The organism is Paenibacillus sp. J14 (genome assembly GCF_000518465.1).
GTDB lineage: Bacteria > Bacillota > Bacilli > Paenibacillales > Paenibacillaceae > Fontibacillus > Fontibacillus barengoltzii.
This window is the reverse complement of record NZ_JADQ01000048.1, coordinates 14,513-38,567: the sequence shown is the minus strand read 5'-3', so window position 1 is coordinate 38,567 and position 24,055 is coordinate 14,513. Positions and strand designations below refer to the sequence as shown.

General features: G+C 54.6%; 20 protein-coding genes. 2 read left to right on the top strand and 18 right to left on the bottom strand.

The window, feature by feature from the left end; all coding sequences use genetic code 11:
- Window positions 1–252: 252 nt before the first annotated feature.
- The 17 genes from M891_RS0116960 to yabP form a co-directional block, all read right to left on the bottom strand.
- On the bottom strand, window positions 253–1,206 hold the full coding sequence (locus M891_RS0116960) for a serine/threonine protein kinase (protein WP_016314670.1): 954 nt from the start codon (window positions 1,204–1,206) through the stop codon (window positions 253–255).
- Window positions 1,178–1,921 (bottom strand): vWA domain-containing protein, encoded by a 744-nt coding sequence (locus M891_RS0116955; protein WP_016314671.1) that lies wholly within the window; start codon window positions 1,919–1,921, stop codon window positions 1,178–1,180. The genes M891_RS0116960 and M891_RS0116955 overlap by 29 nt, the downstream gene beginning before the upstream one ends.
- Before the next feature lie 203 nt (window positions 1,922–2,124).
- Window positions 2,125–2,586, bottom strand: coding sequence for a hypothetical protein (locus M891_RS0116950; RefSeq protein WP_232228364.1), 462 nt, complete (start codon window positions 2,584–2,586; stop codon window positions 2,125–2,127).
- 44 nt (window positions 2,587–2,630) lie between these two features.
- Window positions 2,631–3,596 (bottom strand): ABC transporter ATP-binding protein, encoded by a 966-nt coding sequence (locus M891_RS0116945; protein WP_028539660.1) that lies wholly within the window; start codon window positions 3,594–3,596, stop codon window positions 2,631–2,633.
- Complete coding sequence (locus M891_RS0116940) at window positions 3,589–4,572, bottom strand: ABC transporter ATP-binding protein (RefSeq protein ID WP_028539659.1); 984 nt, start codon at window positions 4,570–4,572, stop codon at window positions 3,589–3,591. Before M891_RS0116940 ends, M891_RS0116945 begins: the two co-directional genes overlap by 8 nt.
- Before the next feature lie 12 nt (window positions 4,573–4,584).
- A complete protein-coding gene (gene opp4C / locus M891_RS0116935; protein WP_028539658.1) occupies window positions 4,585–5,526 on the bottom strand; it encodes an oligopeptide ABC transporter permease in 942 nt (313 codons plus the stop codon).
- Window positions 5,527–5,543: 17 nt separating this feature from the next.
- A complete protein-coding gene (locus M891_RS0116930) occupies window positions 5,544–6,497 on the bottom strand; it encodes an ABC transporter permease (RefSeq protein ID WP_028539657.1) in 954 nt (317 codons plus the stop codon).
- Between the two features lie 81 nt (window positions 6,498–6,578).
- Window positions 6,579–8,333: an ABC transporter substrate-binding protein gene (locus M891_RS0116925; protein WP_374700834.1), complete on the bottom strand. Its 1,755-nt coding sequence runs from the start codon at window positions 8,331–8,333 to the stop codon at window positions 6,579–6,581.
- A 233-nt stretch (window positions 8,334–8,566) separates the two neighbouring features.
- Window positions 8,567–9,478, bottom strand: a complete 912-nt coding sequence (locus tag M891_RS0116920; RefSeq protein ID WP_028539655.1) for an ArsR/SmtB family transcription factor — start codon at window positions 9,476–9,478, stop codon at window positions 8,567–8,569.
- Between the two features lie 339 nt (window positions 9,479–9,817).
- The gene (locus tag M891_RS0116910) at window positions 9,818–11,488 is read right to left on the bottom strand and encodes a class I adenylate-forming enzyme family protein (protein ID WP_028539654.1); all 1,671 of its coding nucleotides are present in this window, start codon (window positions 11,486–11,488) and stop codon (window positions 9,818–9,820) included.
- A 13-nt stretch (window positions 11,489–11,501) separates the two neighbouring features.
- Window positions 11,502–12,755 (bottom strand): beta-ketoacyl-ACP synthase II, encoded by a 1,254-nt coding sequence (gene fabF, locus M891_RS0116905; RefSeq protein WP_028539653.1) that lies wholly within the window; start codon window positions 12,753–12,755, stop codon window positions 11,502–11,504.
- Entirely contained in the window at window positions 12,748–13,221 is a 474-nt protein-coding gene (locus M891_RS24100) for an acyl-CoA thioesterase (protein WP_051417068.1), read from the bottom strand. The genes fabF and M891_RS24100 overlap by 8 nt, the downstream gene beginning before the upstream one ends.
- A gap of 174 nt (window positions 13,222–13,395) precedes the next feature.
- Window positions 13,396–15,903 carry a stage II sporulation protein E gene (gene spoIIE, locus M891_RS0116895; RefSeq protein ID WP_028539652.1) on the bottom strand — a complete coding sequence of 836 codons (2,508 nt, stop codon included), beginning with the start codon at window positions 15,901–15,903 and terminating at the stop codon, window positions 13,396–13,398.
- A 399-nt stretch (window positions 15,904–16,302) separates the two neighbouring features.
- Window positions 16,303–16,773, bottom strand: a complete 471-nt coding sequence (locus M891_RS0116885; protein ID WP_016314684.1) for a S1 domain-containing RNA-binding protein — start codon at window positions 16,771–16,773, stop codon at window positions 16,303–16,305.
- A 124-nt stretch (window positions 16,774–16,897) separates the two neighbouring features.
- The gene (locus tag M891_RS0116880) at window positions 16,898–17,161 is read right to left on the bottom strand and encodes an FtsB family cell division protein (RefSeq protein WP_232228363.1); all 264 of its coding nucleotides are present in this window, start codon (window positions 17,159–17,161) and stop codon (window positions 16,898–16,900) included.
- A gap of 112 nt (window positions 17,162–17,273) precedes the next feature.
- Entirely contained in the window at window positions 17,274–17,861 is a 588-nt protein-coding gene (gene yabQ, locus M891_RS0116875) for a spore cortex biosynthesis protein YabQ (protein ID WP_016314686.1), read from the bottom strand.
- Window positions 17,858–18,139, bottom strand: a complete 282-nt coding sequence (yabP, locus tag M891_RS0116870) for a sporulation protein YabP (RefSeq protein ID WP_009226328.1) — start codon at window positions 18,137–18,139, stop codon at window positions 17,858–17,860. The genes yabQ and yabP overlap by 4 nt, the downstream gene beginning before the upstream one ends.
- Before the next feature lie 159 nt (window positions 18,140–18,298).
- Here yabP and M891_RS0116865 point away from each other — a divergent pair, with 159 nt between their 5' ends.
- Together M891_RS0116865 and hydF are read left to right on the top strand one after the other, a co-directional pair.
- Window positions 18,299–19,732: an aspartate ammonia-lyase gene (locus M891_RS0116865; RefSeq protein ID WP_028539649.1), complete on the top strand. Its 1,434-nt coding sequence runs from the start codon at window positions 18,299–18,301 to the stop codon at window positions 19,730–19,732.
- Window positions 19,733–19,748: 16 nt separating this feature from the next.
- On the top strand, window positions 19,749–21,002 hold the full coding sequence (gene hydF, locus M891_RS0116860; RefSeq protein ID WP_028539648.1) for a [FeFe] hydrogenase H-cluster maturation GTPase HydF: 1,254 nt from the start codon (window positions 19,749–19,751) through the stop codon (window positions 21,000–21,002).
- A 1,601-nt stretch (window positions 21,003–22,603) separates the two neighbouring features.
- Here the strand turns inward: hydF and hydG are convergent.
- Window positions 22,604–24,040: a [FeFe] hydrogenase H-cluster radical SAM maturase HydG gene (gene hydG, locus M891_RS0116855; RefSeq protein ID WP_028539647.1), complete on the bottom strand. Its 1,437-nt coding sequence runs from the start codon at window positions 24,038–24,040 to the stop codon at window positions 22,604–22,606.
- Between the last annotated feature and the right edge of the window lie 15 nt (window positions 24,041–24,055).

Here is a 24,055-nt window from a genome sequence, read left to right as displayed (position 1 = left end):
GCAACCGAAATTTTTTCTTTGGATACATCTAAACCGACGAATTTTGTGGTAGACTGCATAGTATCAGCTCTCCTTTGCTATGTAGCTCTGAAATGGTTTGGTTTATACTACACTATCCATTTTAACCTACGAGATGTAGCAATTTGGAGGGCTGTCTTTTGTTTACGTTCATCTTAGCTAGAATCGGAGGAAGTCCAATGACGAGTGAATAGCGTCTCTGGTGTCCGTTAGCTGAGGAAGGCAGCGGCCAACCTAAAACCGGAAAGTTAAATAAAGCGCACAGGCAAGCAAGGTCAGCGATACCGCAAACGCTCCGACGATCCATCCAGGGGTCCCAGGCCGCGTCCGGCGCCGCGGAGTGATACGGCGAGTGACTATCTCCTTCCATAACCGGCACGCTTCCGCTGTATCGCTGAACTCCCCGTGCAGCGCCCGCTTCAGCCAAGCGCGATACGGCGCCAACGCCTCATGTCCATCGACGATGGCTAGAAGATCGCTCCGGCTGCGCGTCTGCGGCAGCTGAGTCGCTGCCTTCTTCAGTGCACTCTCAGCAAGCATATGAATGCAAACGACCGCGAAGGAGAACCAGTCATACGCAGGATCTGCCGTACGGCTTCCCGCTCCCCAGAAGCCGCGGTCGTACCACTCTGTGAACTGCTTGACGCTGTGCCCTTCACTAGTCACGCCGCCGTAATCAATCAGCTCGACCTCGCCATAAGCCCCTACGAGCACGTTCTCCGGCTTAAGGTCACCAAACACCCAGCCGGAGCGGTGCAGCTGTCCGAGCTGTTGCAGTAGTTGAAGGCCGGCCACGTCCAGCCAGCGCGGGCCCCGACGAGCCAAGAAGGCGCGCAACGGTTCCCCTTGCACATAGCGCATAACGTAGAAAGGAATCTCCCTTCCCTGGTAAGTGAAATCGTCCACCTCCACCAGGTAATTGAGATCCCGTTCCGCCGCCCCCCGCCGCCGGCCTTGACGCTGCAGTGCTTTCAGCACATTAACTTCCGATTGAATATCCAGCGTATCAAAGCCCAGTTTCAGAGCGTATAATTTTCCGTTTTTCTCCCGTTTCACCAGGAATACAACGCCGTTAGCCCCTTGCCCGAGCAGACGCTGGATCACATACCGGCCGCCATTCCAGCGTCCGATAATCCGCGTTCCCTGCGGCAGGGAAATCTTAGACGACGTAGTCGCCGAGGATTCCATCTTGTCCCTCCGTCTTCTCACGCCAAGACTTACCATGTTCATTCAGTGTACCATATCGCATAAAATCCATCACCTTCAGAAGCGCAGGTCCCGTTGGCGTAGCCCCTCTCATGACGAGGCGTTGGAAGATCGAACGGGCCGATCCCAGATCGCTGGTCCAATCCATATCCAGGACGGCATCCTCTCCGCTATGGGCTCCGGGAAAATGGAAGACCGCCAGTTGACTCTCCCCTTTCCGCGAGCTCAAGCTCAGCATCATATCTCGAATCGCTTCCTCCACGGCCCGAAGCTTCGGCTTCATGCTGGCGCTGGCATCAATCAGAAGCGCCACCTGCAGCGAGCTGTTCTCACTCAGCTCATCGATCACCTCAACGACCTGGGAGCGCTGCTCCGGCGGCAAGTCACTCACCGTCTGATCGCCGAGGATCTGCCGAATCTCTTTATGGACCGCCTGTTGAATCGTCTGAACGACCGTTTTGCGCGTCATCATCTGCATTGTCTGCGCCAGGTTCTCGGTGCCGACAATCCGGCTCATCCCGCCGCCAGCCTTGGCGATTTCAGCGATCTCCTGACTCCCCAGCTCGCCAATCGTACCGTAATCGACAATCCCTACCACATTGACCGTGATTCCTTCCTGCCTTGCCAGCGCCGCAGCCATCACCGGACTTTCCCCGACATTCGAACACCCGTCCGTAATCAACATGATCTGTTTCATCGCATCATCCCGCCCTTCAAATAGATAGAGTTGAACATTCTCGTATCTATCATTTCCAGCTAGGATAGAATTCAAACCAGTTGTACGAAGAAAGATCCGGCCCGGGCCTCATCACTTGCCGATCCCCCGAATTTTATACTTTCTCATATCTACAAAAAGAAAGGAACTTAAGACCGCCGCCTTAAGTTCAATAGAATGCAGATTCAATCTGCATATTTATGTTCAATGCGCATTTCGAGAGTTCCCGCATCCGGGTCCTCCTGATCAATCAAAATCTCCCAATAGTCAGGAGCCAAAGCTCTGAGTTGCCGATAAGCTTCCCGATGCAATTTAACGCCAGCAAAGCGGTTGTTGTCAAAAACATAATCCTGCTCCGCCCGCAACCCAAATTTGATCTCCAGCAAGCTTCGCAGGCCGCCTACGGTCATAAATTTAAACCGGTAGCCTTCTGATAGGGCAATCTTCACCTCATCCAAATGCTCCTGGAGGTATTCCACAAATCCGCCCCACTGCAGCTCCGGGTCTACTCGTTGCTGCAATTCATCGGCGTCCTTACGCTCCAGCAGCTCCACGAGCTCCGCCCCTTGGATGCCCTTCGCCTGAATCCTCTCTAATCGCAGCGCATAGAGCTGCGGCAAGCTGGTTTTTGGTGGTGTCAAAAGCATGACCTCCCTATCTATATAACTAATTCGCTCTACTCTACCTCACACTATACCAAATGGCACGCCACAAAATGCCCTCCGCCCATGTCGCGGAATTCCGGTACCCGCTGCTTGCACTCTTCCGTAGCAAACGGGCATCTCGTATGGAATTTGCAGCCGGAAGGCGGGTTGGCCGGACTCGGGATATCACCCTTCAAAATAATCCGCTCCCGCTTCATGCGCGGAATCGGCAGCGGCACCGCAGAGAGCAGCGCCTTGGTATAGGGGTGCAACGGATGGCGGAATAACTCATCCCGCGAGGCCATTTCAACCATTCCGCCCAAATACATCACCCCAACCTGTGTGCACAGATGCTCCACAACGCTAAGGTCATGCGAGATGAACAAATACGTAAGCCCGCGCGTCTCCTGCAGCTTACGGAACAGGTTGATGATTTGCGCCTGAATCGATACGTCCAGTGCAGAGACCGGCTCATCGGCAATCATCAGCTCGGGGTTAAGAATCAGCGCACGAGCGATCCCGATCCGTTGACGCTGTCCACCGGAGAATTCGTGCGGATAACGATCAATATGATAGGAGGACAGCCCGCAGGAAGCCAGCACCTCCAGCACCCGGTCGCGGATTTCCGCCTTCGGCAGCAACCCGTGGTCGAGCAAAGCTTCACCGATGGCATCGCCCACCCGAATTCGGGGATTCAAGGAACCATACGGGTCCTGAAAAATCATCTGCAGCTTGGGTCTCAACTGGCGAAGCTCTTCATCCCCCAGTGAGTAAAGGTCCGTGCCCTTAAACAGAATGTCGCCGTCCGTCTTCTCCGTCAAACGAACGATGCTGCGACCGACCGTACTCTTCCCGCTGCCCGATTCCCCCACCAGACCGAAGGTTTCCCCAGGCTGAATGGTGAAGCTGATGTCGTCCACCGCCCTCACCTGTCCGGTTGTCCGCTGCAGGAGCCCTGTTTTAATTGGAAAATACTTCTTCAAGTGCCGTACTGTCAGCAGCGGCTCACCCATGACGTTTCTCCTCCTCATACAACCAGCAAGCGGCTTTCTGGCCGTCTCCAAGCGATTTCAATGCCGGCTCTTTCGTGCGACAAATCTCCATGCAATGCGCGCAACGGTCCTGAAAATAACACGAAGGCTGCAAATCGAGCAGATTTGGCACTTGGCCTGGAATAGAAAACAGCTCATCCTGACGCTGTCCGAGCACCGGCTTCGACTTCAACAACCCTTGCGTGTAAGGATGCTTCGGCGATTCGAATAACGCAGTCACTTCCCCTTCCTCCACGACTTTGCCAGCATACATCACGACCACGTAATCAGCCATTTCTGCGACGACACCAAGATCATGGGTGATCAGCAGGATCGACATGTCGGATTCCGCCTTAATTTGCCTCAGCATATCGAGGATTTGGGCTTGGATCGTTACGTCGAGCGCCGTCGTTGGTTCGTCCGCAATCAGCAGCTTCGGCCGGCAGGAGATGGCGATCGCAATCATAATCCGCTGCAGCATCCCGCCGCTCAGCTCATGCGGGTAACTCTTCATAATCTGCTCCGGCCGAGAGATCCCAACCTGTTCAATCAGCTCGAGGGCACGCTGGCGAGCTTCCTTCTTGCTCAGCTTCAAGTGAAGCACCATCGGCTCGATTAACTGCTCTCCGATCGTCAGCACCGGGTTCAGCGAAGACATCGGCTCCTGAAAAATCATCGCGATCTCATGTCCGCGAATGGCGCGAAGATGATGTTTATCTAAAGACAACAGATCGGTATCGCCAAATTGAATTCGTCCGCCGATCTCCACCTCGGGGCCGTTTTGCAGCAAGCCCATAATTGACATCGCCGTTACGCTCTTGCCGCAGCCCGACTCACCGACGATACATACGGTTTCCCCCGGCTTGATCCGCAGGCTGACTTCATCAACCGCTTTGATCCGTCCTTCTTCAGTATGAAAATGCGTGCTCAGCCGGTCTATCTCCAGCAAAGTTGACATAAGCTTCTCCACCTACCTGTTCGTTTTCGGATCCAGCACGTCTCGCAGCCCGTCGCCAAACAAATTGATCGCAATGACGGTGGCAAAAATAGACAGCCCTGGCGGAATCCACAGCCAAGGATGCTGCTGGAAGTCGATCAAATTATTTGCGGCGTCAATCATATTGCCCCAGGTCGGCGTCGGTGGCATCACGCCCAGCCCAAAGAAGCTGAGCACCGACTCGCTAAGGATCGCTCCGCCGATGTTCAGCGTAGCGATGACGATAATCAGCGGCACGAGATTCGGCAGCAGGTGATGGATTAGTTTACGCCGGTCACGAAGCCCCAGCACCACCGCCGCCTGCATGAATTCGCGCTCTCGCAGGCTTAGCATTTGCCCGCGGATCATCCGCGCCAGCCCCGGCCAGTTCACCAGACTGAGCATGATCATGACGATGTACATACGGTAATCGGTCGGCACCTTCCACTCCGATAACAGCGCGCCGGCAATGAACAGCAGCGGCAAACCGGGAATCGTTAACAGCAAGTCGGCAAGCCGCATAATGACTTGGTCCACAATCCCGCGATAATACCCGGCAATCGCACCAAGCAGCGTGCCCAAGAAGACGGACAACACCATAGATACCAAGCCGACCGTCAGCGAAATACGCCCAGCCTGCAGGACCCGGGTTAGTACGTCCCGGCCCAGCTTGTCGGTCCCCAGCCAATGCTGCCAGCTCGGCGGTTTATTCATCATCGACATCTGAATTTTGTTATCCGCATACGGCGAGAACAACGGACCTAAGAAGCAGGCAAGAAACATAAAAACAACAACAACGAGGCCTGACATGGCCAGTTTGTTGCGAAGCAGTCGGCGCAGCGATTGCCGCCACAGCGACGGCTTCTTGGACACGGCGGTACGAGCAGCCTTTTGCCCCGGGCCCGGCTTCGGCAAATGTTCTGGAATTGAGTTCATGGTTGCTTAACCCCCTATTACAACCGAACGCGTGGGTCGGCGATATGGTACAGCAAGTCCGATAACAACGTCCCGATCACGGTCAAGATTGCAATCAACATCGTAAATCCCATTAATAACGGATAATCTCGAACGGAAAAAGAAGACATGTATAATTGCCCAATCCCCGGCCAGTTAAAGATTTTCTCAATGATGAGCGAACCGCCAAACAACGCAGGCAGCTCAAACCCCACCAGCGTGATCGCCGGAAGCAGCGCATTGCGCAGCGCATGGCGGTAGAGCACCTTGCTTTCCTTCAACCCTTTGGCCCGGGCCGTTCGGATATAATCCTGCTTGATCACATCAATCATGTTGGTCCGGAAATAACGGGTCAGCGAACCGACTCCCAGAATGGTCATAACGATCACCGGCAGGGTCATATGGTGAATCACTTCTTTTACGTAAGCCAGTCCAGTAGCATTGCTCCCCGTTGTGATCATCCCGCCTGGCGGCAGCCATTTCAAATCAACCGCAAGAATTTTAATCAGGAACAACCCGATGAAGAAAGACGGCAGCGACATCGCGGCGAAGATCAGCACCAGCACCAGCGTGTCGAACCAGGAATACTGCTTGTAAGCCGAAATTACGCCAACGATCACGGCAATAAACCAAGTGAGGAACGTCGACACTGCCGCCAGCAGGAACGAGTTCCAGATATAGTCGTTAAACAACCCCAGTACCGGCTTCTGTTGGGCTAACGAATAGCCGAAGTCGCCATGAAAAGCATTCTTCATCCATATGAAGTACCGCTCTAATAGCGGCTTATTCAAGCCATAGATTTCCCGCAGCTCAGCCTTGCGCTCCGGCGTCAGCTTGATGTTCCCGCTGATGAAGTCGCCGGGCGTCAGCGCGTACAGGCAAAAGATCAGCAGCGAGGCTGCCAACAGAATCGCCACCATATAAATCAATCGTTTGGTGATATAGGCGCTCATCGCGTCGCACTCCTTAGACGAGCCATCCCCTCGCATGCAAGGCACACGAGGGGAGCGGCTGATTTTTCAAAGATTTAAATTCTATTCCAACGACCAGTTCGGCAAGCTGGAGGACAGGCCGGTAAACGGACTGACCGTCAGGTTTTGAATACGGCCGTTATAGGCGTATACGGTCTTCTTATAGCTCGTGAAGATAATCGGCAACTCGTCGTTCAGCAGCTGGAACAACTCTTTATAAATCGCTTTGCGTTGCTCGATGTCACTGGTGCTCAGCGCTTTGTCGTACAGCTCCTTGACCTTCGGATTATCGTAGCCTTTGATCTCGCCATCCACGAATTGCAGGACGCCGTCGGACGGGTCGGCGAGCATTGGAGTAGAGAAGGAAGCCATATCGTAGTCGCCGCCTTCAACCTTGGAGACTAACGCGTTAAAGTCCGCGAATACCTCCGGCTGGAAGTTAACGCCGATTGCCGCGAAGTTCTCCGTCGCTACAGCAATAAAGACGTCGGTTTGAGCGTTCTTGGAACCAAGGAAATGGATCGTCAGCTTCTGACCGTCCTTCTCACGGATGCCATCTGCCCCTTTCACCCAACCGGCTTCATCCAACAGCTGATTGGCTTTGTCCGGGTCATAGACATATTGGTTGATGCCTTCTTCCGTGTAAGCCCAGGAAATAGGCGAAGCTGGAATGTTGGCGACTTGCCCTGCGCCTTGGTTCGCTTCCACGTAGATGCTTTGGCGATCCAGACCATACGTCAGCGCCTGTCTCACTTTCTTATCCTTCAAAGCTTCATGCTCCAGATTTAATTGCAGATAACCATAAGTGCTTGGGGTATACGGCAGAATGTTAACGAAGCCCATGCTTTTCAGCTTGTCGATGTTCTCGGTTGTAGCACTGAAGGAAGCGTAGTCCACTTCACCGGTCTCCAGATACTGCCATGTGTCCCCTTCAGAGGTTTTATAGATAAACTTCTCGGTTTTTGGCTTACCCGCATAGTAGTAAGGGTTGGCGACATAGCGCACCTCTTGCCCCGGAATGAACTTCTCCAAGATATACGGGCCGTTGCCGACTGGCTTCTCGTGCAGCTTCTTAATGTAATCGAGCTGACCAAACTTGTAGTCCTTCCCATAGTAGGCTTTAGACAGAATATCGCCGCCAAGCAGCACCAGCGCCGTTGCATTTGGTTGCTCCAGCGTAACCGAGATGGTCTGAGAATCTTTCACGGTAATGCCGGAAATGCTGTCCGCTTTCCCTTCCTTGTAGGCTTCGCCGCCAACGATATGTAGCGTAGGAATTTGGGAGTCCCCATCGTAAGCTTTGTCATGCAGCAGTGTCCAAGTAAAAGCCACATCGTCCGCCGTCATTGGCGAACCGTCGCTGAACTTCAAGTCCTTACGCAGATGGTACGTATACGTCAGCTGATCATCGGAAACCTCCCAGCTTTCAGCGAGGCCCGGAGTTGGAAGCCCTTGGTCATCCACCGTCACCAGCGGTGTATAGAGCAGCGACGACACGTTGCCGTCATATCCGCTCTGCTGGAAGTACGGCGTAAACGCACCGCTTGGGTCGGTCAAGCCAACGATGATTGTATCCGTGCGTTCTTTGGCGATCGCAGGCAGCTTAGACATATCGCTGGCTGGAATGAACTGCAGATTGCCTCCAGCCTCCGAACCTGCGTTGTTGGCGCCAGCCTCACTTTGGCCGTTACCCGCCTGAGCCGATGCCGAATCCGATCCTTGCGCAGCATTGTTGCCCCCGCCGCAGGCCGTAAGGACCAAAGCCCCGGTCAACAATAAAGTTAATAGCGCAGTCACTCGTTTTCTGTTCATTTGCATGATTCTCTCCCTCCGTATTGTCTTTTTTCAGGTGTAACCTTACAATAGACGTTAATTCCGATAAGTTAAGTGGAGTTTTAACGCTCCTATTATACGATCGGGCCACTGTTCTGTAAATAGAGAACTTAATATTTTTTCTTTATTCAGAGAATATAGCATTTATGCCACAAAAAAAAGACCCTGTTCCGTTCGCACGGAGCAGAGTCCTTATGACTGCCAGGACTGACGCTATTTTAGTTTACGATATAATCAACTAATTTCTGGTGCATCACATCCAGCATTTCCGGACGCAAGCTATATTCGGAGATCGTTTCCCCATCGACATGGGCACGGATAAAGCCGCCGCTGCGAAGCTTGGACACATGATCATGCGTAATCCCCTTGGAGATTTGCAAATGACGGACGATCTCCGTAAACGTTCGAGGGCCGCCGCTCAAGAATCGCAAAATTTTCAACCGGCTCTGCTCGGCGAGTGCCCGGAGCATCCGGTAGTCATGGGGAGGAAAATCCGTCTCGTCACCCAGATAGAACCGTGCCGAATAATGACACAACGTGATCCGGCCAAAATGATAAATAATGTTCATCGGCTGAAAATGATAGTGCGGCACAAGAACCAGCTTTTCCAGCCCTTCTTTTGGCAGAAACGTGAGTCCGTTCGTCGTCTTTTCAATGAATACTGACAGCTCGGTCTGGTGGGCCAGCTCCGCTGCACGCGTCTGAGCCTCGGAACGCAGTCCCTCAATCACTTCCGGCGCCAGCTTACGAAAATATTGCTCGTGCCAACTGGACAACACGGACAAGGTACGGGAGCGGTACTGTCCCATATCCTTCGGAAATTGCTGGCTGTACACTGCGATCAGTTCATACAGATCTCCTGGCGTCTTCTCTTCCAGCCAGGCCAGAAACTCCTCGGGGGATGCTTCTTCCGGGCACAAGTAAGCTAGCAAATACGTGATTTTCCAATCGCTGTCCACGTCCATATCGTTGAGAGTGGAGCTGAAATCCGGCGTAATTCGAGATAACGTATCCTTCACCCATACCGGGCCCAAGTCGATTTTTTTATGTGATTTGCGGCATATCATCGTATGTAGGCTGCTGAGTAGTTCGTACCGGGGTTCAAAAGTGACATCCACGCGGTAATCCAATATTCAACTCCCCTTTCTCACCCCCTATTATAACGTGCTTCCCCCCCGTTCAGCCAAAACAAGATTTTTCCGCCAAAAAAAGAACTTGAGGTTCTCACCTCAAGTTCTTACGTAAACCATGACTTCGCCTTATGCGCTAAATGCACCACTACTGTCGTATTTGCGCCGTTGCCGCCACGAGATGTAAAAGTACAGTTCATTTGGGTCAAAATCACCCTTTGGCGCCTGCCATAATGTAAAATTGCAGCTTATATTCGCAGATAAGTCGTTCTTTGTGCATATTGCGCTTTTTTAGATGCACTTTTGCAGTTAGAACATCAATTTTAGAAAGCACAGGCATTAATGCCGCTCGAGCCGGCCTTCTTTTTGGTCCTCCAACGCCATGTTTCTTACGATAAAATGACGCTTTTTCCCCGTTGCCGTATACGGCAGCTCATCGATAAATCGATAGAAGCGGGGCCGCTTGTAAGCCGCTAACATCGGATGCTCGCTGCAATATTTATGCAATTCTTTGGCGGTTAGCGATTCGTCGTTTTTGATCACGTAGGCGACGACGGATTCGCCGCGCAGCTCGTCCGGCACGCCGACAACCACCGTTTCTTTCACCTTCGGATGCTGGTTGAGTACATCCTCAATTTGCACCGGGTGAATATTTTCGCCGGACGACACGATCATATCGTTTTTGCGTCCGGCGATGGTGACAAACTCGTTTTCGTCCCATGTTCCCATATCGCCGATATAGATCCAGCCTTTGTAGAAGACCTTCTCGCTTTCACCGGGATTATTGATGTAGGAGTACGTTGTTTTCCCGGGGGCTTTCACGATAATTTCGCCCACTTCGGTGCCATCCTTGGCGACATGTTCATGCGGCTCCGCTCGGCGGTCCGGGAACACTTTCACCACGGCAACTTCGTCGTCGGTGCAGGCGCGTCCGGCAGAACCGGCCATTCCCGGCAAGTCGTAAGGACGCAGGAACGTATTCCAGAACGCTTCCGAAGTCCCGTAGCCGTTAAAGATGTTCTTTGTCAGCACCTGCTGATATTTAATGCAATCCGCCCCAGACAACGGCGCCCCCATCGTGACAATGCCTTTGAGCCCGGACAGATCGGCATTCTCTTTCAGTTGCGTATCATGCAGCATCTTCAGCATTGGCGGTGCCCCGATCAGGAAGGTCAGTCCGTATTTGGCCACGTACTCCAGCACCGTTTTCGGATGGAAGTAGCGGAGAATGACCATTTCGCCTCCGACATAAAGCGTTGGCGTTGGTCCGCCGGAATGCAGGCCGCCGCGGTGGAACCACGGGCTCATATTCATCGTTTTGTCGACCGGGCTGAGTGGAAAATGCATCGCGACATCATGAGCCGAGAGCACTTCGTTGATATTGTTCATCGGTACGCCCTTTGGCATCCCCGTCGTCCCGGAGGTATACAAGCGGGTGACCTCATCATAAATATGCGAAGCCCGTTCGATCGGCGGATTTGCCACAGGCTGCTGCTTCACGTAATCCGAATATAAAATATGACCCTGCGGCGCTGTTTTCGTGCCGGTATAATCGACCATGATAATCCGGCGTGGCCGATGGCGGGCCATTTCCAGCGCCCGTTCGGCGGTTTCTTGAATTTCTGCGTCATAGATATATACTTGAGGTTTGCTGTCATCAAGGATATGGGCGGTTTCGCCGGGGGACAGTTTAAAGTTGATCGGGCAATTGATCGCGCCCAGCTTTTGCGGAGCCAGATAGCTGAACACGAATTCCGCTGAATTCAACAGCTGATACAAGACCACGTCGTTTTTGCCGATGCCGTCCCCGATCAGCGCATGGGCGAGACGATTGACCTCCTCGTTCAGCTCTGTATAAGTCCAGGTCCGTTCTCGCAGCGGACAAGTTAATGCCGGACGGGTCGCGAACCGGTGCACGTTCCGCATAAAACCGTTGATATAAGTGAACTCATGTTCAAACGTATCTTTAAACATCCGTACATCGTACGTAAATTGGTTGATCGTCTCCATCGATGGATCCTCCCTATCTTCGTGGATTTGCACTTCCGTTATATTCGCCCACAATGAGCGACGAGTTCTGGCCGCCAAAACCAAAGGCGTTCGACATCGCCATCCGTACCCGGGCGGCTCGCGGCCGGTTCGGAACATAATAAAGATCGCATTCCGGATCCGGATGCTCGTAATTTAACGTTGGCGGCACGATACCTTCCCGAATCGCACCGATGCAAGCAATCAGTTCCGTCACTCCGCCGGCGCCCATCAAATGCCCTGTCGCTCCCTTGGTCGAACTAACAGGAATTTGTCCAGCGTGTTCACCAAAGACTGCCTTCAACGATTCCGTTTCAATCCGATCACCGAGTGGAGTTGAAGTGCCATGCGCGTTGATGTAATCGATATCGGTTGCGCCGACTCCGGCCTGATCCAGCGCCATGCGCAAACAACGAATTTGTCCGCTGCCGCTTGGTTCCGGCGAGGTGACATGGTAAGCATCTGAACTGTTGGCGTAGCCGAGCAGCTCGGCTTGAATCTCAGCGTCCCGCGCTTCGGCATGCTCCAGCGTCTCCAGCAGCACCGCGCCGGCGCCTTCGCCCATCACGAACCCGTCACGGTCCCGCTCGAATGGTCGGCTGGCCCGAGACGGCTCTTCATTCCGTGTAGACAACGCCCGAGCTGCGGACAAGCCCGCCCCCATCAGCGCGGACAAAATCGACTCCGCACCAACAGCCAGCACGGCATCAGCTTGTCCCGAGAGCAGCAGCATCCGCGCCATACCAATCGCGTCTGCCCCGGAGGAGCAGGCGGTGTTGACGGTGAGGCTTGGCCCTTGGATGCCATGCATGATGGAGATGTGAGCCGCCGCAATATTGCCCAATATCTTCGGCACCAGATGAGGCGACACCCGATAGCTGCCGCTGCTAGTGATATGCTCCTGCGCTTGCGCCGCCGAGGAAATGCCGCCCAGCGCCGTACCTACCACGATGCCAATCCGTTCGGGACGCGCCTTCAGCCGGCTGTTTTCCAGCGCTTCTTGCGCCGCAGCAAAGGCAAACTGCATAAAAATATCCGATTGTCCGACCAGCTTCCGCGGCATAAAGTCGGCCGGGTTAAAATCCTTCACTTCTGCGGCAATTTTCACGGGCATCGCTTCCGCGTCATATCGCGTAATCGCTGCCACGCCGCTTACTCCCGCAAGCAATCCCTGCCAGTAGGCCGGAACGCCGATACCCACCGGCGTCACCGCGCCAGAGCCGGTAATCACTACTCTGCCGCTACGCATGGGGCGACCCTCCGCTCTCACGAACTTGTTCACTGCGTTGCCGGTGGGTTTCAGTTAACTGATTCCACAGCTCCGGATGCCGCTTCTCCAGGTTGACGGGCTGCCCATGCTCGTCCACGTACGCATGGGTCGTCATCCCCTCAGCAGCCAGCACCCCGCCTTCCTTATACAGCTGATAGGAAAAAGCCATTCGACTTCGGGTCAATGAGCTGATCCAAGTGCTGAGCGTCACTCTTTCTTCAGGACGCAGCATTTTTTTATATTGGCAATCTGCCGTCAAGCAGACAAGCGAAATCCCTTGATGGTGAAAGGCGCTCATATAAGGCAGCCCATAAGACTCGAGCAATCTCATGCGTCCATTCGTAAACCAGTCAAAATTTTTCGCGTAATAGGAAATCCCCGCCGCATCGCAATCTCCCCAGGTCACAATCATGTCCAGGTCGTATCGTGCCTCTGTGCGATTCATTGTCATCCCTTCTTCCTAACGAAAAGTAAGTTAACCACCATAATTCTACTCCCATCGAACAAAGTTGAAAATATCAAAAAAATGTATTCCTTCCATATCCTTGAATCCTTGGATTCAACTCCATTCCTCGCACCTAAGAAAAAAGAACCTGAGGTTCTCACCTCAAGCTCTCGGTTAACTCACGGTACGCGGTCGCTCCAATCGGCTGATGCCGGGGATATGCAACGTAGCCCACTCTGGCTGCATATGATCGATATTCGCCACAACTACGGTCATATCATCATGAATGACGTTCTTCTGATACCGGATAACGGACTCCAGCAGACAATCGGCGATCTCTTGCGGATCCTCGGCCTGGATCTCTTGGATCAGCCGCTTGATCCACAGCTCCTTGTTCACCGCAGGGCCCGGCGCATCGTAGATGCCGTCCGTCATCATGATCAAGGTATCTCCCGGATAAAGCTGAACGGACACCAGATCAACCTCAATATCCTGGATGATGCCGATCGGCAGGTTGCTGGCCGTCACCGGGATGACCTCTGAACCTCGCTTGATGAAGCTTGGGGAGGAGCCGATCTTCATAAACGTTGTCCGCGCCGTATATTGATCAATCAGCGCCATGTCCACCGTCGCGTACACCTCATCGGGCGAACGCAGCATCAGAATCGAGTTCACCGATTTAATCGCCAGCGTCTCCTCCATGCCGGACTGCAACAGCTGCTCGAGGATGTTCAGCGCCGTACTGCTCTCCAGCCGCGCGCGCTCCCCGTTGCCCATCCCATCGCTGATCGCCACAGCGAACGTGCCGTTGCCCAGCTCCTTGGCGCTAAAGCTGTCACCGGAGAGCATGTCCCCGCCTTTCGCGGTGCCGGCAACCCCGGTCGTGATTTCAAACGCTTTCGCCGAGCCGAAGGTGACGGTCGCCAGGCCTTCTCTGCCTCCATGATGAATTTCATTCATGACTGCGATATGCTCGCCGAGGATATCGGACAGCAGCGGAGCAATAATCTTCCGGCATTCATCAAAACCTCGGGTGTACGCATGTACAATTTCGATCTCCACGTTCCCGTGATCCAGACTCACAATGTCGATGCTATGAATAGACAAGCCCATTTTCTCTAACGCTTCGCGGATTTGCTCCTCTTGCTTGTACATGGCTTGTCCTTCCCGTTGGATCTCCCGGGCCAGGTCCTCCATCACCTGCGAGACACCGGAGAGTTGCTCAGCCACCAACTGGCGGCTGTCGTAAATTTGCCGTTTCCAATGCAGATCGTGCTGATACAGATCGTACTCGTGTTTCATAATGTCCAACACCTGGTCGGTTTTCGCGCACATCTTCAACCATCTGGCCGGCAGCTCGTCCGGGGTAATGTCTGGCTTCTCCTCAATCGCGGTCATCATCTCCGTCATCAGCTTGTACGTCTGATAGAATCGACCCTCCCAGCAAGTATTCTTGCGGAAGCAGGTCGCGCAAGCGCCCTGGGTCACCGCGTTCATGAAATGGTCAATCTCCTCGCCGCGCTTTGCGATTTCCCCAGTGCTGGATACTTGTCCGAAGCTGCGCGCCAGCTGCTTGAAGACTTGGGAGAACTGCGCCACCCGGCCAGCTGTGATATCGCGTACCCGTTTGGCGTATTCATGCTGCGTTTTAGCATGCTCCTGTGTGCCGGGCACGTATTTGGCAATCACTTGAACCGTCTTTTTGGGGGTCAGCAGGAAGAATAGAACTGCGACGCAGCTCTCCCAAGTGGAGGACATCACATCCGCCGGGCCGGCAATATAGATGGACAGAATGGACGAACCGAGCAGCATGCCGAATCCGACCGCCCATTTCCGTCCTTCCCGGAGCATCCCGGCCAGCATCCCGGAGAACGCCAGCAAGCTCATTTGGTACAAGGCCGATGTATCAGCAAGGCTGAGAATCAAGCCGGTGATGACGCCAACCGAAGCGCCTAAAGGGGCACCGCCTGCCAAGGCGAACAGCAGGATCAGGTACCTCGACAACACGTGCTCCGCCGATAATCCTTGAATCTCCCATCCAACCGTACCGGTCATCACGGAAGCCAGCAGAATCACGAGGCACAAAATTTCCTCCCCGCGCAGCTGGTAATGCTTCTTCCGGTAAGTAAACACCGGGACAGCCTGAATGAAGACCAGCGTCAGTACGAAGCTGAGCAGCGCATCCATTACGGTCATCGCAAGTGTGTACCAAGTCAGGGAAGGGCCAATTACCGCCCCGAACATCCCAACGAAGAACGTACTCGTAAATACCATAATCGGCGCATAGGAGAGATCTGCCCGTTCAAAAGACTCCAGTCCCTTTTGTAACAAGGCGAAGATCAACAGCTCCACGGCGATTTCTATCGCATGAAGATGAGCCCCCGGCGTCAACAACGCTCCGCCGACCATCGCCGCCCCCGCGAACCACGCGATATCCCGCCGCATGAAGCGAATCACCGCAAAGAAAGCGACGGCAAAAGGAGCCAGCTCGTCCAAGATCGTCGCCCGGCCCAGCAGGAAGCTCATCGCTAGAAGCAGTCCGGTCCACTTGTTGACCGCGAACAGCCGCCCAGCCCGCTGGATGATTGGCTGGTCTAGCAGCATCTTCCGCATCGCTCCCTTGTCCCATGCCTTCGCCTTTCTCATCCCTGGAAACAGGGTGACATTCCACTTATTCAACATCCTGGCACCGCCTTTTCCAAATTAGTAAGGTATGTCCCATTATAGGAGGCTAGAACCGGAAAGTTTGTCAGATACCGGAGCCGGTGCCAAAGAAATTTCCGACAAATTGAGAGAGAACGCCGACACCGCGCGAATCCAGGCCCCCCATAGCGATGGACCGCATCAGGGGTTTCTATGTTCGCATGGGAAATCCCAGGCTGTGTCTACGAACAAAGGCTATTTAAACGCGCTCCTCGTAAAAAACCGTAAGAACCTGTCGGCAAAAAGCCCAGAGGCGACAAAACCTGTTTAATCGCATAGGCAAAAGTCAACTTATGAAGATTGGGGCACGAAAGCAAACAAAAAACCGCAGGCGAGCGATTCGCCTACGGTGGGTTTGAGTAGTTAAATTTTCAGGGATTACATTCGTTTGGCTCCGCGACCTCCGCGTTTGCCTTCCGTATTCTTCTTCAACGAAGAAATGCGCTCCTCGCTGTCCTTCAGGAAACGAGAAACTTTGTCTTCGAATGAGGATTTGCTGGCTGGGGGCTTAAAAGAGCGTCCTCCCCGGTCCCGGTTAAATCCGCCGCCAGGACGGTCACCTCCGATTGGCCGGTCCGTTCTCGGTGCACGAGGCGGTCTGGCTTCGGCCGGTTTGTCAACAGCCTGCTTGATGGAAAGTCCGATCTTACCGTCCTTATCGACATTGATTACCTTAACGGTAACCGTATCGCCGATTTTCAGATGATCGTTAACGTCTTTCACGTAATTATCGGCGATCTCCGAAATATGAACGAGACCCGTGACACCTCCTGACAGATCCACAAATGCTCCGAAATGCGTGATGCCTGTCACTTTTCCTTCTAACTTGGTGCCCACTTCAATTGCCATAAAATAAAATGATCCTCCCTTAAAAATATACAGCCAGGCCTCGAAATCTTGACTGCGGTGATTTGATTATACCGAATGACTGAAACAAGGTCAACAGACGGATGTCCCGTCAACCCGCATGGGGTCAGTCATTTCCGGCTTCGGACTCGGATACCCGGACAGGGATTTCACCCGGTTTGTACAGACCATATTTCTTCATGGCAATTTGTCCAATGTATTCGGGGTCATTCAAACGGTCAATCTCATATTTGAGCTGGTTCAAGCTCTGCTCACTGGCTGCCTTGGCGGCTTGCCGTTCCGCCAGCTCTAGCGATTTGCTGCCGATCTCCCCGGCTTGCGAGATGTACGTATATCCGGCCCAGCTTAAAAACAGGACCATAAATCCCATCCAGATCCGCAACCTGCGCTTAGCGAAAGCAGATCCGTTTCCGGAAGATGAAGTTTTGTTCGATGGTTTCGGATTTGTCGACACTTCGCGCACCAAGGCACACCTCCCAGCCTTATTCCTTGTAGAACCAGCGTAATAGACGCAAAATGCGCTCTCGCCACACGACCGCTGAGCGCCGAATCTTGTCCACCCCTTGCGGAATCCGAAGTCTTGTCCATATAGGTCTAAGCACCCATACGAGCAGCTTCCAAATCGGCAACAAGGTGATCCGGCCTAGGAACAGCAGCACGATCCAAACGAATCCGAGCAGAACGCGGATCATTTTGACCAACCATTGTAACGGAGCGATGATGAAAATCTCGATCGTTCGTACGATAAACCGATAAAATTTGTTAGCTATCCTCATTAACATTAACACAAAACGCTCGGTGAGAGAACTAAGGAACAAAAAATAAATCCAAATACCTAAAAAAAGTCCTAAAAAAACATAGAACCTTAGTTCCCCATGGTTGCTGTGATACAACGTACGAAAGACGAATAAGGCGGCAGCCAACCAGTAGAGCAAATCGAGGGCATGGACACTCCAGCGGGGAAACCGGAGTTGTCCCGAGACGACGCGATAGCTGTCAAAGGCGATGCCCATGATCCCCCCGGATGCCAGCATCCAGAGCAGGGTCGCCCATTGTGTCTCCAAATTCATCGGAACAGCTTGCCGAGCAGGCCCTTACTGGACGAATTGGACCCCGGGTCCAAATACGAAAGCGAGTTCACCGTACCTTCGATGCTGACCAGTCCCTGCTCCAGGTTCAGGTTTTTGATATGTAAATTATGCCCTCGGATCGTCATCGCACCAAGTTCGGTTTGAAGTAAAAACTCCTCGCTGTCGAAGCTCTCCACATTGAGGACCCCTGTAATATCCAGCAGCTTGCGATTCAGCAAGTGCAGCTCCTGATGCTTGGCTTTATTTGGTTCGACCATGGCATGTACCCCTCCTTCTTATCCCTAGCTTATGGACGAAAAACCGTCTTTAGAACAAGTTCCTTCTAGGCTTTAGCGTGATCTTCTTTACTGTTTTCCGAAATCGCTTTCAACTACGATGGAGAGGAAGAGATTGACATTTGTCGGAGGCGAACCCCAATGCGTCAACCATTCTCAAATGAACCCGATTCGGATCCAAAATATCGCATGGAGACCGACGCGCTAGGCCCCAAAGCGATCCCGGCAGAAGTCTATTACGGCATTCATACGGCGCGAGCGATCGAGAATTTTCCGGTCAGCGGGCGGCCCGTCCATCCCCGGCTGATCGAAGCGATCGCCGTGGTCAAGAAAGCGGCGGCGCGAGTGAACGGCCGGCTCGGCTTGATCCCGGCTGATGTGGCTTCGGCGATTGAGTGGGCATGCGACAAGATTGCGGGCGGTGCCTTGGCCGATCAATTCGTCGTGGATGCCCTGCAGGGCGGCGCGGGCACGTCCACGCATATGAACGTCAACGAGGTGGTCGCCAATTTAGCGATTGAACGGCTGGGTGGGACCAAAGGCGACTACCACCTGGTCCATCCGTTGGACCACGTCAACCGATGTCAATCGACCAACGACGTGTACCCCACCGCGCTCCGAATCGCGGCGATCCGGCTGCTGCGCCCGCTCAGCGACGCTTACGCCTCCCTGCAAGAGGCACTGCAGGAGAAGGAGCGGGAATTCGCGGATGTGCTGAAGCTCGGGCGCACGCAGCTGATGGATGCCCTGCCGATGATGGCCGGCCAGGGGTTTGGCGCTTACGCCAAGGCGGTCGCCCGCGACCGATGGCGGCTGTACAAAGCCGAAGAGCGGCTGCGCGAGATGCATCTCGGCGGCACAGCGATCGGCACGGGACTCGACGCTCCGCGCGCTTACATTTTCCAGGTCACCGACACGCTGCAGGAGTTGACCGGGCTGGGCCTGGCGCGCAGCGAATTTCCGATGGACGGGACGCAGAATATGGACGTCTTCGTCGAGGTGTCCGGGCTGCTGAAAGCGGCAGCCGTGACGCTGTTCAAGATCGCCGGCGACCTGCGGTTGCTGGCGTCCGGCCCCGCCGGGGGCATCGGCGAGTACACGCTGCCCGCCGTCCAGGCCGGCTCGTCGATCATGCCGGGGAAGGTGAACCCCGTCATGGCGGAAATGGCCGGCCAAGCGGCCATGCGCGTGATCGCGAACGATGCTGCGATCACTTGGGCCGCCGCGGGCGGCCAGCTCGAACTGAACGCGTACGGCCCGCTGATCGCCGATTCCCTGCTGGAATCGCTGGAGATTCTGGGGCGGGCCATGCCGCTGTTCGAGCAGCGCTGCATTCGCGGCATCGCCGTCAACGAGGGCGTATGCCGCGAGCATCTGCGGCGCTCCACCGTGCTCGCCACCGCGCTGGTCCCGCATCTCGGCTACGAGGCGGCTGCCGAGATTGCCGGGATCGCCCGGTGCGAGGGGCTGTCGGTGGAGCAGGTCGCTGTGAGCGGCGGCTGGCTGACCGCCGAACGCGCCGCGGACATCCTGAATCCGCTGCAAGTCACGAAGCCGGGCATCCCCGGCGAATAAAAGGGGGATGGTTTAGATGAGCCTGAACGCAACACCGCGCGGGGAGCGAATCCATATCGCCGTCTTCGGCCGAACGAATGTGGGGAAATCGAGTGTGGTGAACGCTTTGACGGGCCAGGAGACAGCGGTCGTCTCGCCGGTGCGGGGGACGACTACCGACCCGGTGTACAAAGCGATGGAGCTGCTGCCGCTGGGACCGGTGGTGCTGATCGATACCGCTGGCTTAGACGACGAAGGCGCGTTAGGTGAGCTGCGCAAGCGAAAAACACGAGAGCTGATCCACCGCGCCGACCTTGCCTTGCTGGTAATCGATGCATTGACGGGTCCCGATGACTTTTATCGGGAGCTGTTAGCCGAATTGAGGCAACGGAAGATCCCAGTCGTCGGCGTGGTGAATAAAGTCGACGCGCTGCTGGATGACGACGCGAGATCGGCTGCACTTAGCGATGTGAAGGTTATGCTCGGCCTTGAATGTGTTGCGTTCAGCGCGTTGAGTGGCCGCGGCGTGCCAGAGCTGAAGCGGGCCATCGTTGCGGCGCTGCCGCACGAAGAGGAACGCTTCCGGCTCGTCGGCGACCTCGTGGCGCCGGGTGATCTGGTCGTGCTGGTCGTGCCGATCGACAAAGCCGCGCCGAAAGGCCGGCTGATCTTGCCGCAGCAGCAGACGATCCGCGACCTGCTCGAGCGCGATGCCATCGCCGTCGTGACGAAGGAGCACGAGCTCCGGACGACACTGGATCGGCTCGGGTCCAAGCCGCGGCTCGTCATCACCGACTCGCAGGTCTTCCTCAAGGTCTCCGCCGATACGCCGCGAGACGTGCCGCTGACCTCGTTCTCCATCTTGTTCGCCCGCCATAAAGGCGACCTTAACGAGCTCGTCCGGGGCGCACGGGCCGTGGAGAACCTCCGGGACGGCGACCGGGTGCTGATCGCAGAGGCCTGTACGCACCATCAGCAGTCCGACGACATCGGCACCGTCAAAATCCCACGCTGGCTCCGCCAAACTACGGGCAAGCAGCTGCAGATTGAGCACGTCTCCGGCTACAGCTATCCGCCGGATCTGTCCCGCTACGCGCTGATCGTGCATTGCGGCGCCTGCATGCTCAACCGCCGCGCTATGCTGCACCGCCTCAGCGAAGCCAAAGTTGCCGGCGTCCCGATCGTCAACTACGGCGTGCTGATCGCCTACCTGCACGGCGTGTTCCCTCGCGCGATCGAGCTCTTCCCCTCCGCCATGATGGCGTGGGAGGAGGCAGCTCGGGAGACATAGTCGCGGTAAGCGAATCGCGGTTGTAGTGAACGAGTCGCTGTCACGGGGAGGGAACTTCGGCTTCGCTGCCAGTGAAGGGCCCGTAGTCGCTGTTGAAGCCAAGCTGGACTTCTAACGCTTGTCAGCAACGTTATTGGACTCAACCACGGTCCCCGGAACTCTAACGCTTACCAGCAACGCTATGGGGGTAACCACAGCGCGCCTCACCTCTAACGCTTACCAGCAACGCTATTTCGCCCAAAACGGGGCTGCTGAGAATCTAACGCTTATGCGAGAGCTTATTTGCCCATTTCGCCCTCGAAATGAGGTCATTTCACGCAAATAAGCTTCCTGACAAGCGTTAGAATTGAAATTTCCCTCTTTTCGCCCTAATAAGCGCTCTGGCAAGCGTTAGCCAAGGGGAGCGGCAGACGAAAGCAAGCGAACAAGCAAAATAGTTACTCCGAAAGCAAGATATGCAGGAGCCCCAGACGTCACAGCTCTGTAATGTGTATTAGGAGTTTGGCAGAGTTAGGCACAATTAGGCTTTGTTAGGCACATTAGGCGCAGTTTGGACCGGTTTAGCATGATTGGTGACGCAAGTAAGAGGAAACAGAAGCTTGGAGCAGTTATTAGTAGTTTCTGGACTCTGGAAGTTAGTGTCTTTTAGGCGCGCAATTAGGAACAGATAGACGCATTTAGGAGGAAATCGAACCAATAAGAGCAGTCAGGCACAGTTAGGAGCAGTTAGGAGCAGTTGCAGCTAGTAGTAGTTGTAATTAGTAATGGTTATCCGTAGTAATTAGTATCTGCAAAAAGTAACTTACGCGATGTCGGCGTCAATCATTGGCATAGAGAAATTCGCGAAGTAACTACAGAGTAACTACATTAGCATTAGCAACAACAGGGACACACGGGAAGAGCAACGGTAGAAACAGCAGCAGTGACAGTAGTAACAGCGGTGGTGAAGGTAGAGACTATAGTGAAGGTAACTAGTGTAACGAATTTGGAGTCCGTTAGCGACAGTAGTAGCGAAATAGCAACAACGGTAGCGACAACAGAAGCACCAAAACAGAGACAACAGCACCATAGACAGCAGGCGGGTCACTAACAACCACGGCCCCGGAACTCTATCGCTTGTCAGCAACGTTATTGGACTCAACCACGGTCCCCGCACCTCTAACGCTTACCAGCAACGCTATTTCGCCCAAAACGGGGCTGCTGAGAATCTAACGCTTGTGAGAGAGCTTATTTACCTGTTACGCCCTCGAAACGAGGTCATTTGACGCAAATAAGCTTCCTGACAAGCGTTAGAATTGAAATTCCCCTCTTTTCGCCCAAATAAGCGCTCTGGCAAGCGTTAGCCAGGGGAGAGCCCGGCGAAATAAACGGTCAGCCGGAGAGAAACAGGCAGAAAGCGTTCGCCGCACGCTGTCAGCTGCTTCTAGCGTTAGCTGAAAGGCAGCAGGCGACAGCCACTAACGCCCGCCCACTGGCAGCATGCCTCATAAAGCATCAGCCGGGGCTCTTGCGCAGCTGATCCGCCCTTAGCGCCAAAAAACCTTCAACGCCATCCGCTAAGGTGGCATTGAAGGTTTTTGGTTTTCCTAAAGGCCAGGCTGCTAGAAGTACAAATCCCGCTCGCCTTCCTTAAGGCGTTGCAGGCGGTTAAGGGTCGCATCGCGTGCGGAGGTTTTAGGGATGCGGCGAAGATTGTTTTTGATGAGCGTTGCGCCCATCTCCCGAGCCTCATCATCGCCGTAATCCAGCAAATACTCCTGCAAGGTGAGCAGTGCGTTCGGATGGCAGATGTTGTGAATTTGGCCCGATTTGGCCAGCCGCATGAAACGGTCGCCCGTCCGCCCTTCCCGATAACAAGCGGTGCAGTAGCTCGGAATATAGCCATCCCGGCACAGCGACTTGATCATCTCCAGCGGCGAGCGGTGATCGCCCACCTCGAACTGGGCGGTATCGCCGCATGTCCTTCCTTGGCCCTCGCCGCCGTACGTGCTCGTATAGCCGCCGACGCCAGTGCACGAGCCTGCGCTGATCTGGGAGATGCCCAGCTTGATGACCTCGTCGCGGAACTTCGAATCCTCGCGGGTAGACAAGATCATGCCGGCATAAGGCACCGCGAGCCGTAACACAGCCACGATCTTCTTGAACTCATGATCGCTCACCAGATACGGGAAGCTGTTCAGATCTACGCCCTCCGCCGCCCGCAGGCGAGGGACAGAAACCGTGTGAGGCCCGCAGCCATACGTGGCTTCCAGATGCTCGGCATGCATCAACATCGCGATCGTCTCGTATTTGTAATCATACAGCCCGTACAGTACTCCAACGCCAACATCATCGATCCCAGCTTGCATCGCGCGGTCCATCGCCGTCGTGTGCCAGTCGTAGTCGCGTTTTGGCCCTTTGGGGTGCATGCGGCTGTAGGTTGGACGGTGGTACGTCTCCTGGAATAGGATATACGTGCCGATCCCGACGTTCGCCAGCTTGCGATAATCCTCCACCGTCGTCGCGGCGATATTGACATTAACTCGGCGAATACTCCCGTTATCGACTTTCACGGAGTAGATCGTTTCAATACATTCCAGGATGTAATCGATGGGGCAATGCTCCGGATCCTCTCCGGCCTCCAGCGCCAGCCGCTTATGCCCCAGTTGCTGCAGCACTTCGACTTCCCGAATCAACTCCTCCCGGTTTAACCGCCGCCGAACCATGTCTTTATTCGACTGCTTATAGCCGCAATACTCGCAATTATTAACGCAATAGTTGCTGACGTATAAAGGAGCGAACAAGACAATCCGATTCCCGTAAATGCGTTCCTTCACCTCGCGAGCTGCATGGTAGATCTCCTCTAGCAACACATCGTCCTCTACATTTAACAGGACAGCGGCCTCGTCTGCGCGGATGCCTTTGGCAGTCCGGGCACGCTCCAGAATCGCCAGCACCTTCTTACGGTCGCGGGCTAGCCTTGACCCGTAAGCGAGCGCTGACACAATGGTCTCATCCCGGATGAAGTCCGCCGCCTGCCTTTGCTCTGACCTGCTCATCCCCATCCCTCCCTG